This window comes from Mycobacterium sp. IEC1808 (assembly GCF_002101935.1).
GTDB lineage: Bacteria > Actinomycetota > Actinomycetes > Mycobacteriales > Mycobacteriaceae > Mycobacterium.
The window spans coordinates 56,905-72,090 of the sequence record NZ_LQPV01000024.1; the positions used below are offsets into that span (position 1 = coordinate 56,905).

The window sequence follows — 15,186 nt, forward strand, 5'->3', positions numbered from 1 at the left end:
AGTACTGGTCAGTACCGTAGGGTCATATCCGACGGCCACGCTCGCAGGAGCCGCGTGATCGTCGCGCCCGCGCATCGAATGTCCTACGGGTGAAGGGGATTTCGATCATGTCCCTCGTCAGACGGGGATGGATTCCGCTAGTCGCGGCTCTCGTCGTCGCGCTCACGGGGTTCGCCATCTACCGCCTGCACGGAATCTTCGGCTCCCACTCCAACGTCTCGGCCAACAGCGGCCTGGCCCAAGAAATCGTCCCGTTCAACCCCAAAAAGGTGGTCCTCGAGGTCTTCGGCGCGCCGGGCGCCGTGGCGACCATCAACTATCTCGACGTCAACGCTCAACCGCAGCAAGTTAAGAACGCCCCACTCCCCTGGTCGTACACCATCACCTCGACCGAGCCCGCAGTGATCGGCAACGTGGTGGCGCAGGGCACCGGGAACACCCTCGGCTGCCGTATCACCGTCAACGGTGAGGTCAAGGACGAACGCACAGTGAACCAAGTCGACGCCTACACCTTCTGCCTGGATAAGTCGGGATGAGCAACTACGAAGAGAGACGGCCCCGCGTGCCGCACATCATCCGCCGGCTCGCGCTGCCGATCTTGCTGTTCTGGATCGCGCTCGCCGCGATCACCAACATCGCGGTGCCGCAGCTGGAAGATGTGGGAAAGACCCACAATGTGGCGCTGAACTCCCCCGACGCTCCGTCGTTGAAGGCGATCAAGCGCATCGGCCAGAAGTTTCAGGAATTCGACACCGACAGCCAGGCGATGATCGTCCTGGAAGGCGACAAGCCGCTCGGGGCGGACGCGCACAAGTTCTACGACGCGATGATCCGCAAGCTCGAGCAGGACAAGAAGCACGTCGAGCACGTTCAAGATTTCTGGGGCGACACCCTGACCGCGGCGGGGTCGCAGAGCAACGACGGCAAGGCGGCCTATGTCCAGCTGTTCCTGGCGGGCAACCAGGGCTCGGCGTTGGCCAACGAGGGCGTCGGCGCGGTCCGCGACATCGTCGAGCACATGCAGCCCCCGCCCGGCATCAAGGTCTATGTGACCGGCGCTGCGCCGCTGATCTCCGATCAGTTCGACGTCGGCAGCAAGGGCACTGCGAAGGTCACGGCGATCACCGTAGGGGTGATCGCGGTGATGTTGCTGTTCGTCTACCGTTCCTTCTTCACGATGCTGCTCGTGCTTTTCACCGTCCTCATCGAAATGTCCGCGGCCCGGGGAATCGTCGCCTTCCTGGGCAACGCCGGGATCATCGGGTTGTCCACGTACGCGACGAACCTCCTCACGTTGCTGGTGATCGCTGCCGGGACCGACTACGCGATATTTTTCGTCGGCCGCTATCAGGAGGCGCGCGGGACCGGCGAGAACAAGGAAACCGCCTACCACACCATGTACCGCGGAACGGCCCATATCGTCCTGGGCTCGGGGCTGACCGTCGCCGGTGCGGTCTTCTGTCTGAGCTTCACCCGGCTGCCCTACTTCCAAAGCCTGGGCATCCCAGCCGCTCTCGGCATCCTCGTCGCGCTTTTCGCCTCGCTCACGCTGGGCCCGGCGGTGCTCACCCTGGGCTCCGCGCTGGGTATGTTCGATCCGAAGCGCGTGATGCGGACCCGCGGTTGGCGGCGGATCGGCACCGCCATCGTGCGCTGGCCCGCCCCCGTGCTCACCGCCGCATGCGCCCTCGCCCTGGTGGGCCTGCTGGCCCTGCCCGGATACAAGACGAGCTATGACACCCGGCCGTATATGCCCGCCAGCGCCCCGGCCAACATCGGTTACACCGCGGCCGAGCGGCACTTCTCCCGCGCCCGCCTGGAGCCCGAATTGCTCATGGTCGAAACGGATCACGACATGCGCAACCCGGCCGACATGCTGATCCTGGACCGGGTGGCCAAGGCGGTGTTCCATGTCCCCGGCGTCGCGCAGGTGCAGACCATCACCCGGCCGTTGGGAACCCCGCTGATTCACAGCTCGCTCGCGTTCGTGATCAGCAATCAGAGCGCGGCCCAGCAGGAAAACCTGACCTACCAACGGGATCGAGCGGACGACCTGCTCAAGCAGGCCGGCGAGTTGGCGAAGACGATCAACATCCTCAAGCAGCAGTACGCCCTGCAGCAGCAGCTGGCCGACGCCACCCACAGCGAGACGCAGAGCTTTCACGACACCGTCGACACGATCCGGGACCTGCGGGACAAGATCGCGAACTTCGACGACTTCTTCCGGCCGATCCGCAGCTATTTCTATTGGGAGAGGCATTGCTTCGACATCCCCGCCTGCTGGGCGATCCGCTCGGTCCTGGACGCGCTCGACGGCGTCGACCAGCTCACGGAGAAGTTTGAGAACCTCACGGCCACCCTGGACAAGCTCGACGCGCTGCAGCCGAAACTGGTGGCGCTGATACCGCCTCAGATCGACAGCCAGGAGACCAACCGCGAGCTGGCGCTGGCGAGCCACGCCACCCAGGCCGGCATCAACGCGCAGACGCAGGCCGCGATCGACAACGCGACGGCGCTGGGCCAGGCCTTCGACACCGCGAAGAACGACGACAGCTTCTACCTGCCGCCCGAGGTGTTCAACAACCCCGACTTCAAGCGAGGGCTGAAACTGTTCCTCTCCCCCGACGGCAAGGCGGCCCGGATGATCGTCACCCATGACGGTGATCCCGCTACGCCGCAAGGCATCTCACACATCGACCCGATCGTCAACGCCGCGCACGAGGCCCTGAAGGGCACGCCGATGGCTGACGCCAAAATCTATGTCGGCGGCACGGCGGCGACGTACAAGGACATCCAGGACGGCGCCAAGTACGACCTGTTCATCGTGGGATTCGCCGCGCTGGCGCTCATCCTGCTGATCATGCTGATCATCACGCGCAGCCTGGTCGCGGCGCTCGTCATCGTTGGGACGGTGGCCCTTTCGCTGGGTGCATCGTTCGGGCTGTCGGTGCTGGTGTGGCAGTACCTGTTCGGCATCAAGCTTTATTGGGTCGTGCTGGCGCTGGCCGTGATCCTGCTGTTGGCGGTCGGATCCGACTACAACCTGCTGTTGATCTCCCGGTTCAAGGAGGAGATCCACGCCGGTCTCAAGACCGGCATCATTCGCTCGATGGCCGGTTCCGGTTCGGTGGTCACCTCGGCCGGGCTGGTCTTCGCGGTCACCATGTGCGCGTTCGTGTTCAGCGGTTTTCAGGTGCTCGGCCAGATCGGGACGACCATCGGCCTTGGTTTGTTGTTCGACACGCTGATCGTGCGTTCCTTCATGACGCCCTCCGTCGCAACGCTTCTCGGGCGCTGGTTCTGGTGGCCCCAACGGGTGCGCCCGCGCCCGGCCAGCACGATGCTGCAGCCCTACGGGTCGCGCGCCTCGGTGCGTCAGCTGCTGCTGTGGGACGACGACGACACCGCGGTGATGCCTACCCGTACAGATCGACAAACTGCTTCAGCGACTTCTGCACGTCTCCCTTGACCGCGCGGGCCGCGGCCGAGCCCACCGGACCGAACAACGCGCGCCCGCCCAGCTCGAGACGCAGGCCCAGGGTCGACCCGCCGTCGGCGGGCCGCACTGAGAGGGTGACGGCGTATTTCGCCCCGCCCTTGCCCGATCCGGACATCGCCACCTCGTGCGGCGGATCCCACTTGGTCACCGTCCAGGTCACCCGGTTGCGCAGTCCTTTGGAACGCGCGACGCCGACGATCTGGGTGCCCTCGGTGATCTCGTCGGGCAGCTCGCTGCGCCAGCCCTCGTGAAGCACCAGCCATTCCCCCAGCTCCGACAGGTCCGACACGTGGTCCCACATCTCCTGCGGGGCCATCGGCATGTCGGCGGTCATCTCAACGGCGGCCACTAGTCAAACGTAGCTGCCGGAGGAGTGTGCGCCCACGGCTTTCTGTGTGAGCCCATGGCGCGGATCTCGCGATTTTGTCGCCCTGCACTCACACACGGCGCCCAAGATTCACACTCGCCATCTCCCCCACCGCCAACTACTAGTGGCTGGGGCCGCCGCGGAATCGGTTGCCGATCCGCAGCCCGGGCAGCAGCAATGTGCGCGGCACGAACCGGCCGCCGGTGCTGACGACCTTGGGCACGATGCCCGGCACCACGCTGCGCTTGCCGGCCAGCATCCCGCCGATCGCCGCCTCGGCGACGTCGTGCGGCGAGACCTGTGCCACCGGGATGCTGAACCGCTCCGCGTTGGCGATCTCGGCCCACTCGGTGGGCACCGGGCCCGGACACAGGACGGTCACCGACACCCCCGTCCCGTGCAGCTCCTCGTGAATGGCTTCGGAAAACGTCTGCACGAACGCCTTGGTCGCCGAGTACACCGCCATGTACGGCAACGGCTGGAACCCGGCGATCGAGGCGATGTTCATCACGGCGCCGGCGCCGCGCTCCACCATGCCCGGCAGCGCGGCGTGGGTGAGCTCCATCAGGGCGAGCGCGTTGAGGGTGACCTCTTCGCTTTCACGCTCGAGCGGCAATTCGTGGAAGATCCCGCTGGTGCCGAAACCGGCGCTGTTGCACAGGCCGGCGATCGGCTCGCTGCGGAGCCGGTCCGCCAGTTTCGCGCGACCCTTGGCGTCGCTGAGGTCCAGCGGCAGGACCTCGACGGCCACGGAGTACTCCTGGCCCACCTCGTTGGCGAGGTCGTCGAGGCGGTCGCGGCGCCGCGCGACCAGCAACAGCGGGAAGCCACGGCGCGCCAGGCCGCGGGCCAGTTCGGCGCCGATGCCGGACGAGGCACCGGTGATGACGACGGTGGTGTCGGTGTCGGGTTTCGGAAGGCTCATGGTTTCACCAATGTATCCCGCGGGTCGCGCGGACAAACGTCTCGCTCCGCCTGTCGAAAGGCTCTGCGTCACTGGATGATTCGCCGCCCTTGGCCGCGTCGGAGTCTTTGAACATGGCAAACGCGCGGTTGCGGACGCGGTCCATCACGGCGGGGTTGACGGCGTCGGCGACGGCGGCGAACTGCCCGAACGGCGAGCTCGCGCGGCGGGGGCGGTGCACGATCGCGTCCGTGATCACGCCGGCCGCCTGGTCGGGCGTCAGCGCCGGGAACTTGTCGTACATCGTGGTCGGGCTGATCATCGGCGTGCGCACCAGCGCCATGTGCACGGTGGTGAACTTGACGTCGTCGTTGACCACTTCGGCCTGCAGCGCGTCGCACAGGCTGTCGAGGGCGGCCTTGCTGGCGATGTAGGCGCCGAAGCGCGGCGCGCGGGTCTGCACGCCGACCGAGGAAACGTTGATGATCTGGCCGAAGCCGCGCTCCCGCATGCCCGGGATGAACTTGAGGATGAGCTGGACCGCGCCGAGGTAGTTCAGTTGCATGGTCCGCTGGTAGTCGTGGATGCGGTCGTACGACAGCTCCAGCGATCGCCGAATCGAGCGCCCCGCGTTGTTGATGAGGATGTCGACGCCGCCGAGGTCGTCGAGCACCTGATCGGCCATCGTGGCGATGGCGTCCATGTCGGTCAGGTCGCACGGGTAGATGTGGGCGGTGCCGCCCTCGCCCTCGATCTCCGAGGCAACCTTCTCGAGGTTCTCCCGGGTTCGCGCCACCAGCACCACCACGCCGCCCGCTTCCGCGATCTTCTTGGCGGCGGCCGCGCCGATACCCGACGACCCTCCCGTGATGAGGACGGTGCAGCCCTCCACAGCGTCGCGCAGCGTGCGGCCCTGCACCGCGTCCAGCAGGTTCCGTAGATAGAACGGTCGATATCGCCCCGCCGAGTTGGGGGTGTTGATGATGTTGGAGACCGCCGCAAACGGCTTTTCCACCATGTGGGTCAAGTCGCCAAGCAGATTCATCGGCTGTCGCTCCTGAGGGGCAATGTGACGTGGGTCATAAAACCAACCTAGGGCATCGGCCGGCAGGCAGAGGCGGATTGCCGCCATGTGAACTCCGGTGCGCCAGCTCACCCGGGCGGCCACGCCACCGCCATCCGGGGGCAATCGGCTTGTTACACAGCGAAATCCGGGTGTGACCACGGACTAACTGACGGGCAACGCCCAAATGTTCCAATCGGCGTTATGAAAATGCTGGCGCACTTTCGCAAACCGGAGCCGCACACCATCTACGACCGGATCGGCGGACACGAGGCCATCGAAGTGGTCGTCGAGGACTTCTACGTTCGCGTGCTCGCCGACAGCCAACTGGCAGGCTTTTTCACCGGGACCAACATGAACCGCCTCAAGGGCAAACAGGCCGAGTTTTTCGCGGCCGCGCTCGGCGGCCCCGAGCCCTACACCGGAGCGCCGATGAAACAGGTGCACCAGGGCCGCGGCATCACCATGCATCACTTCAACCTGGTGGCCGGGCACCTGGCCGACGCGCTCGCCGCCGCGGGGGTGCCCGCCGCGACGGTCACCGAAATCCTCAGCGCCATCGCGCCGCTGGCGCCCGAGATCGCGTCGCCGGAAACCACCAAGGTCTAGGCGCGGCGCTCCCCCGCGACCTCGGCGAGCCTTCGACGCAGATACCGAATGACGCCGGCGTCGGCGGTGAGATCGATGGCCCTGCGGTAGGCCTCTGCCGCCGCCGCGGGCCTCCCCGCCTCGGCCAGCAAATGCGCACGCGCCGTCCAGGCCGGCTGGAAGCGCGCCATCGCCGGGTCGGTGATCCCCTCGAGCGCGGCCAGCCCCGCCTCCGGCCCGTCGAGCCGGCCGTCGACTACCGCCAGGGAAACCGCCGCACCCAAAGACGGCGCGACGTGCAGCAGCGCCCGATGCAGTTTGCGCAGCGCCGCCCAATCCGTTCGCCCGCCGTGGGCCCGCGCGCAGTGCGTCGATTGGATGGCCGCCTCGTACTGGTACCGCCCGGGGCGGCCGAGGGCGTGGGCCCGACCCAGCAGTGCCTCGCCGCGCGCGATCATCGCCGAATCCCACAGCCGGGTGTCCTGGTCGTCCAGCGGCACGAACTCGCCGCGCTTGGTGCGCCGCGCCGGCCGGCGCGACTCGGACAGGCAGATCAGCGCCGCTAGCCCGAGCGCCTCGGGCTCCTCGGGCAACAGGTCGGCCAGCACCAGCGCCAGATGCAGGGCCTCGGCAGCCAACGACTCGATCGGCAGACCCTGCGGCTCCAGCTGCCAATCGATCGCCCACGCACCGTAGACGGCCTCGAGCACGGCCGGCAGCCGGTCGTCGAAGTCCTCCGGGACCGCGAACGGGATGCGCGCTTCGCGAATCCTGCGTTTGGCGCGGACCAGCCGCTGGGCCAGCGTCGCCGGTGGCAACGAGAACGCCCGCGCGATCGCCGCCGAGTCGATGCCCAGCACCGTCTGCAGCATCAACGCGGTGCGGCAATTGGCGGCGATCGCGGGATGCGCACAGACCAACATCAGCTCCAGGCGACGTTCGGGGATCGCCTCCGGAGTCGGGAAATCGCCACTGATATCCCATGTTTCGGGCAGGGGGCCGGTCTTCCGGTGGGCGTGCGACTTCCACCGGTCGCGCTGCCGATTGCGGGCGACAGTAAGGACCCAGGCTTCGGGGTTGTCCGGTATCCCCTCGTCCGGCCAACGGGCGAGCGCGCGCTCCAGCGCGTCACCAATGGCATCTTCGGCCGTAGCGATGTCGGCACTCGGCGCGGCCAGCACCGCAAGCAACCGGCCGTAGGATCCGCGGACCAGCTCGGCCACCCGGGCCTGCGCCTCATTCAGGGCTGTACCATCCCTTGCCGCTCGCGTAAGTGACCGCGACAGGCCGGATTTCGATCGACCCCCACCCAGCAGCCGGGCACCGCTTGGCCCACGACAGGGCGGCGTCCAGGTCCGAAACATCGATGACGAAGATCCCGCCGAGGCGTTCCTTGGTGTCGGCGAACGGCCCGTCCTGGATCCTTGGTTCGCCGTCGCGCGCCGTGAAGGTGGTCGACGCGACGGCCGATTGCAGGACCTGGGTGCCGATCAGCACGCCGGCCGCGTCGAGGTCGTCGGCGTACTTGGCGAACGCCGCCCGCGCGGGGGCCATGTCTTCCTCGGTCAGCCCGAGCTCGCCGCCCTCCTGGTAGTGCATGAGCAGGCAGTACTGCATGATGACGCCCCTTTCTTCTCAATCGTTTCACCGCAATGACGATTGAGGCCACGTCCGATCGACACCACAATGCAATGCATGCCCCGCACATTCGAAGATCTGGTGGCCGAAGCCGACTCGGTCAACGTTGACGGCTGGGACTTCTCCTGGCTCGACGGCCGCGCGACCGAGGAACGCCCGTCCTGGGGCTTCCAGCGGCTGTTGAGCGGCCGCTTGGCGACGGTGTCGGCCGCGCTGGACATCCACACCGGAGGGGGCGAGGTGTTGGCCGGGGCGGGGCCGTTCCCGCCGACCATGGCGGCGATCGAGACTTGGCCGCCCAACGCGGCCCTGGCGACCAAACGCCTGCATCCGCTCGGGGTGGTCCTCGTGGCGATGCCCGACGAGCCGCCGCTGCCGTTCGCCGACGAGGCGTTCGACCTGGTGACCACCCGCCACCCGATCTCGGTGTGGTGGAAGGAGATCCTTCGGGTGCTCCGGCCGGGCGGCACCTACTTCGCGCAGCACATCGGTCCCGCCACCATGGGCGAGCTGGTCGAGTACTTCATCGGACCGCAGCCCGAGAAATGGGCCGAGTTTCACCCGGACGCCGTGCGCGCGCAGGTGCAGGCCGCGGGGCTGGAGGTCGTCGACGTGCGCATGGAGCGGCTGCGCGCCGAGTTCTTCGACATCGGCGCGGTCGTCTACTTCCTGCGCAAGGTGGTGTGGACGGTGCCGGACTTCACCGTCGAGCGCTATCGGGACCGGCTGCGGGAACTGCACGAGCGGATCGAGGCCGACGGGCGGTTCGTCGCGCACCCGACGCGGGTGCTCGTCGAGGCGCGCAAGCCCGGCTGAACCCGGTGATCCGTCGCCGATATCGCCGAGCCTGTAAATCTGCAGAAGAAGTGCGAGAGACGACCTGCAAAATTACAGGGTCGACGAATCGCATGGGGCGTTGAGCGTCCGTCAGCCCTCGTCGCGCAGTACGTCCAGCGCGTGCTGCAGATCCGCCGGGTAGGGGCTGACAATTTCGATTCGCCGGCCGTCGGCCGGGTGGGCGAACGCCAGCGAACGCGCGTGCAGCCATTGCCGTTCCAGCCCAAGTCTTTTCGCCAGTTTCGGGTCGGCGCCATAGACGAGGTCGCCGCAGCAGGGGTGGTGCAGCGCGGAGAAGTGCACCCGGATCTGATGCGTGCGTCCGGTTTCCAGGTGCACGTCGAGGAGGCTGGCGGCGACGTGGGCTTCCAGCGTGTCGTAGTGGGTGAGGCTGTGCCGGCCGTCCTTGGTGACCGCGAACTTCCATTCGCCGCCGCGGTGCCGCCCGATCGGCGCGTCGATCGTCCCGCTGGACGGGTCCGGGTGGCCCTGCACCAGCGCGTGGTAGCGCTTGTCGACGGTGCGCTGCTTGAACGCCCGCTTGAGCACCGTGTAGGCGCGCTCGGAGAGCGCCACCACCATCACCCCGGAGGTCCCGACGTCGAGACGATGCACGATGCCCTGGCGCTCCGGCACGCCGGATGTGGTGATCCGGTAACCGGCGGCGGCCAGGCCGCCGAGCACCGTGGGTCCGGTCCAGCCGACCGACGCGTGCGCGGCCACCGCCGCGGGTTTGTCGACCGCGACGATGTCGTCGTCGGAATACAGGATGGTCATGCCTTCGATGTCGACGGGCGTGTTTTCCGGCGGCGCCGGCGCGTCGGGCAGCCGCACGTGTAGCCAGGCGCCGCTCGTCAGGCGGTCGGACTTGCCGGCCTGCACACCATCCAATTCGACGCCGCCGTCCTCGGCCAGCGTCGCCGCCGCGGTCCGCGACAGCCCCAACAGCCGCGACAGCCCGGCGTCAACACGCATGCCCGCCAATCCCTCCGGGACGGGCATCGAACGTTCGGTCATCAGTGCTGATCGGCCTTGCGGCGGGCCACGGCATCCCCGTTGGGCTTTCGGCGGCCCACGGCATCGAAGTCGTAGCCGAAGACCGACAGCACCACCAACAGGATGGCCCCGCCGACCACGGAGGGGTCGGCGACGTTGAACACCGGCCACCAGCCGACCGACAGGAAATCCACGACATGGCCGCGCAGCGGCCCGGGCGACCGGAAGAACCGGTCGACCAGGTTGCCCATCGCGCCGCCGAGGATCATGCCCAGCCCGACCGCCCACCACGGCGACACCAGCCGCCGCCCCATCCAGAAGATGCCGACCACCACACCCGTCGCGATCAGCGTCAGCACCCAGGTGTATCCGGTGGCCATCGAGAACGCGGCGCCCGAATTGCGCACCAACGTCCACGTCACGGTGTCGCCGATGATCGACACCGGCTGGCCGGGCGGCAGCAGTTTGACGGCCAGCACCTTGGTCACGATGTCCAGGCTCAGCACCACCGCCGCGACCGACAGCAGCAGGCGCAGCCGCCTCTGCGGCTTGGCGGGTGCGGGTTCGGGTTCGGCCACCTCCGGGGCCGGTCCTGCTGGTTCGTCGGACACGTCACCATCATCCCCTAACCCGTACATGCGCGATGATGCCACCGTGACTTCCTCGACGGCCCGGCTCACCGTCATCGCCACCGGCGGCACGATCTCGACCGGCAAAGGGGTCGACGGGGTGCGGCGACCGGCGTACAGCGGGGCGGACCTCACGTCGGGCCTCGACGTGAACGTCGTCGACCTTCTGGCCCTCGACAGCTCCGAGCTGACGCCCGCCGACTGGGACAACATCCGCGTCGCCGTGCGGGCCGCGGTCGACGGCGGCGCCGACGGTGTGGTCGTCACCCACGGCACCGACACGATGGAAGAGAGCGCGCTCTGGCTGGACCTCACCCACGCGGGGAACGTCCCGGTGGTGCTCACCGGCGCCATGCGCAGCGCCGACGCCCCCGACGCCGACGGCCCCGCCAATCTGCGCGACGCGCTGGCGGTCGCGGCCAGCCCGGCCGCCCGTGACCTGGGGGTGCTGGTGTGTTTCGCCGGCCGGGTGCTGCAACCGCTGGGCATGCACAAGGTGGCCACCGAGGACCTCAGCGGGTTCGCCGGCGAACTGGTCGGCAGGGTGGACAGCGGCGGCGTGACCCTGACCGGGCCCAAGACGCGCCCGTATGTGGGCGATCTCGACGCCGCCGGTGCTCCCCGGGTCGACATCGTGGCGGCGTATCTCGGGAGCGACTCGGTGGCGCTGGACGCCTGCGTGGCTGCCGGCGCGCGGGGCGTGGTGCTCGAGGCGCTGGGTTCGGGCAACGCGGGAGCGGCGGTCGTCGACGGGGTGCGCCGCCACTGTCGCAATGGAGTGAACATCGCGGTGTCCACCCGGGTCCCGGGCGGGCGGGTCGGCGCGAGTTACGGTCCCGGCCACGACATGGCCACCGCGGGCGCGGTGATGGTGCCGCGGCTGCGGCCGCCGCAGGCGCGGGTGCTGATGATGGCCGCGCTGGCCGCGGGGCTACCCGTCGCCGACGTCATCGACCGTTGGGGTTAGCAGCGCATCGGCCTGCAGCGCGCCGAGATAATCCGGCCAGTCCAGCGAGTCGACCGGGTTGGCGCCGGTGAGGTCGGCGGTGCCGGCGGGAAAGGTGCGCGCCTGCCCGGGGCCCGATCCGCGGGTCTCGAAGCGCACCGTCACCACGCCATGGCCGGCGCCCTGCACCCAGCCGTGACCGAATTCGCGGTGCGCCACATCGTCGCCGATCCGCCAGGCCGAGGCCTCCTCGGTCGCCGACGCGAACATGGCCTCGGCCGCGGTCTCGATGTGCTGCTGCTCGGAAGTCTCCCCCGACAATTCGAGGTCGGGGAACAGCGATTCCTGTCGGACGTCGCTCAATCCCGAAAATCCCACGCCGAGAAGGCGAATCGGTCCGATTTCGCGCGGGTCGAGCAGCAGCCGGCGGGCCACCGCGGTAAGGGCGCCGGCCTCGGTGGTCGCGTAGGGCAACGTCGCCGAGCGGGTCAGCGTGCTCATGTCGGACTTCTTCAGCTTCACCGTGACGGTGCGCGCGCCGCGGCCGTCGCGCAGCAGGCGCTGGTGGGCGTGCTCGGCGATGGGGTCGATCGCGTCGCGCAGCTGCTCGAGGCTGGTCAGGTCCGCGGCGAAGGTGGACTCGGCGCTGATCTGCTTGGCCACCGCGCGCTCGGCGACGGGGCGGTCGTCGATGCCGCGGGCCAGGCGGTGCAGCGCCGGCCCGACCGTCGCCCCCAGGATGTTGGCCACCTCGGCGTCGGTCAGCGCGGCCAGCTGCCCGATGGTCTCGATGCCCAGCCGGTTCAGCTTCTCCTCGGCGACCGGGCCGATGCCCCACAGCCGCCGCACCGGCAACCCGCCCAGCAGGGCCTGCTCCTCTGCGCGCCCGACCACCCGCACGCCATCGGGTTTGGCCAGTCCGGACGCGATCTTGGCGATCTGCTTGCCCGAGCCCGCACCGACCGACGCGACCAGGCCGGTCTCGTCGCGAATGCGCCGCCGCAACTCCTCGCAGAACGCCACGACGTCCTCGGCCGCCGCCCCGGCGAGCTGCGTCGGCTCCCCGAAACCCTCGTCGACGGACAGCTGCTCGACGACAGGTATCAACCGCCGCACGGTGTCGAAGACCCGGCGGCTGGCCACCCCGTACACGACGCCGCGCGGCGGCAGCACCACGGCGGTCACGCCGATCAGCCGGCGGGCCTGATGCATCGGCATGGCCGACCGCGCACCGAACACGCGCGCCTCGTAGCTGGCCCCGGCCACGACGCCCCGCCCGCCCAGGCCGCCGACCAGCACCGGCCGCCCCCGCAGGGTCGGTCGGGTGAGTTGTTCGACGGAGGCGAAAAACGCGTCCATGTCCAGGTGCAGCACCCACCGGGACTCCACAACTGCAAATGCTATTGGGATAACGTCTTTGGGTATGGCAATGAACCTCGCGCACCGACGGATTTGCAGCTCGGATCGCTGGGCGAAGCAGGTGGAAGACGACCTGCTGCCGTGGGCGCTGGCCGGTGTGGAGCTGGGCGACAACACGCTCGAGATCGGACCCGGTTACGGCGCGATCCTGCGGGTGCTGGTCGACAAGACGCCGAGACTGACCTCGGTGGAGATCGACACCCCGATGGCGCAGCGACTGCAGCGGCTCTACGGCGATCGGGCCCGCATCATCAACGCCGACGGCACGGATACCGGGTTGCCGGACAACGAGTTCAGCTCGGTGGTGTCGTTCACGATGCTGCATCACGTCCCGACCGCGGAGCTGCAGGACCGGCTGTTCGCCGAGGCGTTCCGGGTGCTCCGGCCCGGCGGCGTCTTCGCCGGCAGCGACAGTGTGACGTCGCTGCGGTTCCGCCTCCTGCACTTCCGCGACACGTGCAACACGGTTTCTCCGGAAACCTTGCCGGATCGCTTGCGGGCGGCAGGTTTTCGCGATGTGGAGGTCGAGGTCCGCGGCGGCAGGCAGCGCTGGCGGGCGGTCAAGGGCGCCTGATGGTTGACGCGGCGCCATCACGATGGGCGCGGCTACGCCGCCAATGGGACGAGCGGCTGGAGCCCGGTGAGCAGGCCACCGTTCTGGCCTGGGCGTCGTTCACGCTCACGTTCGCCGGACTGCGCGGGCTCACCCACTGGATCCGTGCCGGCCACGGACCGTCGGGTGGCGGTATGAACTTGGGCGGCAAGCACTTTCACCACTACAACATCGGTATCGCGATGCTGGCGACGGTGGCCGGCGTGGGTCTGCGCGGGACTGAAAGGCAGCGACGACACCCCGCGGCGGCGGTCGCATACGGTGCCGCGAACGCGATGATCGTCGACGAGCTGGCCCTGCTGCTGGACCTCGAGGACGTCTACTGGGCGCGGGAGGGCCGCGAGAGCGTGGACGTCGCGGTCGGGGTTATCGCCACCGGCGCGACCGTCGTGGCCGGCATGCCGTTCTGGCCGCACGCCCACCGCGCGCTCCGAGCCCGCTAGCGATTCGCGGCAAGCGAAAGGGCGAGACCGGCTCACCTCCGGTCTCGCCCTACGCCCACCGTCACTTCTTGCCCGGGATCACCTGCGGGTGGAGCGGCTGTTGCTGGACGGGCTGCGGGTGAACCGGCTGCTGCTGAATCGGCTGCGGGTGAATCGGTTGCTGCTGGATCGGATGCTGCTGGCAGGCCAGGCACTCGATCGGTCCGTTGCCGCCACCTTGCTGCTTGCCACCACCTTGCTGCTGACCGCCACCTTGCTGCTGACCACCGCCCTGCTGCTGACCGCCACCTTGCTGCTGACCACCGCCCTGCTGTTGACCGCCGCCCTGCTGCTGGCCGCCACCCTGCTGCTGACCGCCGCCCTGCTGCTGGCCGCCACCACTCGGGTGATCGCCATCATGGTCCGACGGCACCGGAACGGGTATGGGCACGGGCACCACGACCGGCGGGATGTTCACCGTCACGTTCGGCGGTGGCGGCGGGGTGCCGGGGTCGGCCGGCGCGTCGGGCGGGGTGCCCGGGTCGGCGGGCGGCGCCGCGACGACCGGCGCCGGAGTCGGCGCAGGGGCGTTCCACACCGGCGCGCCGCCACCGCTGACCGGACCGCTCGGCAATTGCGCGGCGTCGGGCGGCGTGACGAGGGACGGCGGCGCCGGCGCCACGGGCGGCGGCGCGACCGCGGCGGCGGACTGGGGCGAAATCGGACTGACATTGGAGTTCGGCACGACGACGGCCGGCTTCTCTTGCTTCGAGCCCGTCCCGTTGATGAGCATCATGCCCAGCCCGCCGACCACTCCGAGCCCGGCGATCACGGCCGCGGCGATCAGGACGGTCGTGGCCCGCGAGCGCGGCTGCTCGGTCGCCGTAGTGGGCGAGAAGTCCTCGAAGTTTGCGGGTTTCGAGAGGGATCCGTCTTCAATCGAGGGGTCACCCAGCGGGCTCGACGCCCACGCCTCGCCTACCGTGAGGGCCTCGTGCGGGATGGCGGCGAACGTGGCAGATGGAAAGGCTTCGACCGCGGGGTCACCCAGCGGGCTCGACGCCCACGCCTCGGCGACCGTGAGGTCCTCGTGCGGGATGGCGGCGAAAGTAGCGGATTGGAAGTCTTCGATGGTGCTCATGGTGTGTTCCCTTAATGTCGTCGCGGCCCCCGTTGGGCCGCTGTCATAGGTACGAGCAGCCACCCACAATGGGTCGGACACTTTTTTGGAAACTTTTTTCCAGGCCGCTGAAAGCCTGGTCGCG

The 15,186-nt window shown here is 68.7% G+C and carries 16 protein-coding genes; 7 read left to right on the plus strand and 9 right to left on the minus strand.

Going from position 1 to position 15,186, the window contains the following annotated elements; translation table 11 throughout:
- Positions 1–89 precede the first annotated feature (89 nt).
- Together AWB92_RS15120 and AWB92_RS15125 are read left to right on the plus strand one after the other, a co-directional pair.
- Complete coding sequence (locus AWB92_RS15120; protein ID WP_193791404.1) at positions 90–536, plus strand: MmpS family transport accessory protein; 447 nt, start codon at positions 90–92, stop codon at positions 534–536.
- Positions 533–3,469 carry an MMPL family transporter gene (locus AWB92_RS15125; RefSeq protein WP_085186685.1) on the plus strand — a complete coding sequence of 979 codons (2,937 nt, stop codon included), beginning with the start codon at positions 533–535 and terminating at the stop codon, positions 3,467–3,469. The genes AWB92_RS15120 and AWB92_RS15125 overlap by 4 nt, the downstream gene beginning before the upstream one ends.
- Here the strand turns inward: AWB92_RS15125 and AWB92_RS15130 are convergent.
- The 3 genes from AWB92_RS15130 to AWB92_RS15140 form a co-directional block, all read right to left on the minus strand.
- Complete coding sequence (locus AWB92_RS15130) at positions 3,417–3,848, minus strand: SRPBCC family protein (protein ID WP_085186687.1); 432 nt, start codon at positions 3,846–3,848, stop codon at positions 3,417–3,419. The two genes, AWB92_RS15125 and AWB92_RS15130, sit on opposite strands and share 53 nt — an antisense overlap.
- A 139-nt stretch (positions 3,849–3,987) precedes the next feature.
- A complete protein-coding gene (locus AWB92_RS15135) occupies positions 3,988–4,791 on the minus strand; it encodes an SDR family oxidoreductase (protein ID WP_085186689.1) in 804 nt (267 codons plus the stop codon).
- A gap of 4 nt (positions 4,792–4,795) precedes the next feature.
- Positions 4,796–5,815: an SDR family NAD(P)-dependent oxidoreductase gene (locus AWB92_RS15140; RefSeq protein WP_085186691.1), complete on the minus strand. Its 1,020-nt coding sequence runs from the start codon at positions 5,813–5,815 to the stop codon at positions 4,796–4,798.
- Between the two features lie 222 nt (positions 5,816–6,037).
- Here AWB92_RS15140 and AWB92_RS15145 point away from each other — a divergent pair, with 222 nt between their 5' ends.
- Positions 6,038–6,442 (plus strand): group 1 truncated hemoglobin, encoded by a 405-nt coding sequence (locus AWB92_RS15145; protein WP_068104970.1) that lies wholly within the window; start codon positions 6,038–6,040, stop codon positions 6,440–6,442.
- Here AWB92_RS15145 and AWB92_RS15150 read toward each other — a convergent pair.
- Both AWB92_RS15150 and AWB92_RS15155 read right to left on the minus strand, forming a co-directional pair.
- Entirely contained in the window at positions 6,439–7,644 is a 1,206-nt protein-coding gene (locus AWB92_RS15150) for a DUF6596 domain-containing protein (RefSeq protein WP_241523462.1), read from the minus strand. The genes AWB92_RS15145 and AWB92_RS15150 overlap by 4 nt on opposite strands.
- A gap of 13 nt (positions 7,645–7,657) precedes the next feature.
- Positions 7,658–8,038: a YciI family protein gene (locus tag AWB92_RS15155; RefSeq protein WP_085186693.1), complete on the minus strand. Its 381-nt coding sequence runs from the start codon at positions 8,036–8,038 to the stop codon at positions 7,658–7,660.
- Between the two features lie 78 nt (positions 8,039–8,116).
- Here AWB92_RS15155 and AWB92_RS15160 point away from each other — a divergent pair, with 78 nt between their 5' ends.
- A complete protein-coding gene (locus AWB92_RS15160; protein WP_085186695.1) occupies positions 8,117–8,875 on the plus strand; it encodes a class I SAM-dependent methyltransferase in 759 nt (252 codons plus the stop codon).
- 111 nt (positions 8,876–8,986) lie between these two features.
- Here AWB92_RS15160 and AWB92_RS15165 read toward each other — a convergent pair whose 3' ends face one another.
- On the minus strand, positions 8,987–9,913 hold the full coding sequence (locus AWB92_RS15165) for an RluA family pseudouridine synthase (RefSeq protein WP_085186697.1): 927 nt from the start codon (positions 9,911–9,913) through the stop codon (positions 8,987–8,989).
- Positions 9,913–10,470, minus strand: a complete 558-nt coding sequence (lspA, locus tag AWB92_RS15170) for a signal peptidase II (RefSeq protein WP_085186699.1) — start codon at positions 10,468–10,470, stop codon at positions 9,913–9,915. The genes AWB92_RS15165 and lspA overlap by 1 nt, the downstream gene beginning before the upstream one ends.
- Before the next feature lie 58 nt (positions 10,471–10,528).
- Between lspA and AWB92_RS15175 the strand changes: the two genes are divergently transcribed.
- Complete coding sequence (locus tag AWB92_RS15175; RefSeq protein WP_085186701.1) at positions 10,529–11,488, plus strand: asparaginase; 960 nt, start codon at positions 10,529–10,531, stop codon at positions 11,486–11,488.
- Here the strand turns inward: AWB92_RS15175 and AWB92_RS15180 are convergent.
- A complete protein-coding gene (locus tag AWB92_RS15180) occupies positions 11,453–12,841 on the minus strand; it encodes a DNA polymerase IV (protein WP_173817428.1) in 1,389 nt (462 codons plus the stop codon). The genes AWB92_RS15175 and AWB92_RS15180 overlap by 36 nt on opposite strands.
- 49 nt (positions 12,842–12,890) lie before the next feature.
- Here AWB92_RS15180 and AWB92_RS15185 point away from each other — a divergent pair, with 49 nt between their 5' ends.
- Together AWB92_RS15185 and AWB92_RS15190 are read left to right on the plus strand one after the other, a co-directional pair.
- A complete protein-coding gene (locus tag AWB92_RS15185) occupies positions 12,891–13,460 on the plus strand; it encodes a class I SAM-dependent methyltransferase (protein ID WP_085186705.1) in 570 nt (189 codons plus the stop codon).
- Positions 13,460–13,942: a hypothetical protein gene (locus tag AWB92_RS15190; RefSeq protein ID WP_085186707.1), complete on the plus strand. Its 483-nt coding sequence runs from the start codon at positions 13,460–13,462 to the stop codon at positions 13,940–13,942. The genes AWB92_RS15185 and AWB92_RS15190 overlap by 1 nt, the downstream gene beginning before the upstream one ends.
- Positions 13,943–14,003: 61 nt before the next feature.
- Here the strand turns inward: AWB92_RS15190 and AWB92_RS29815 are convergent, their stop codons facing one another.
- Positions 14,004–15,062, minus strand: coding sequence for a hypothetical protein (locus tag AWB92_RS29815; RefSeq protein ID WP_158090377.1), 1,059 nt, complete (start codon positions 15,060–15,062; stop codon positions 14,004–14,006).
- Positions 15,063–15,186 lie beyond the last annotated feature (124 nt).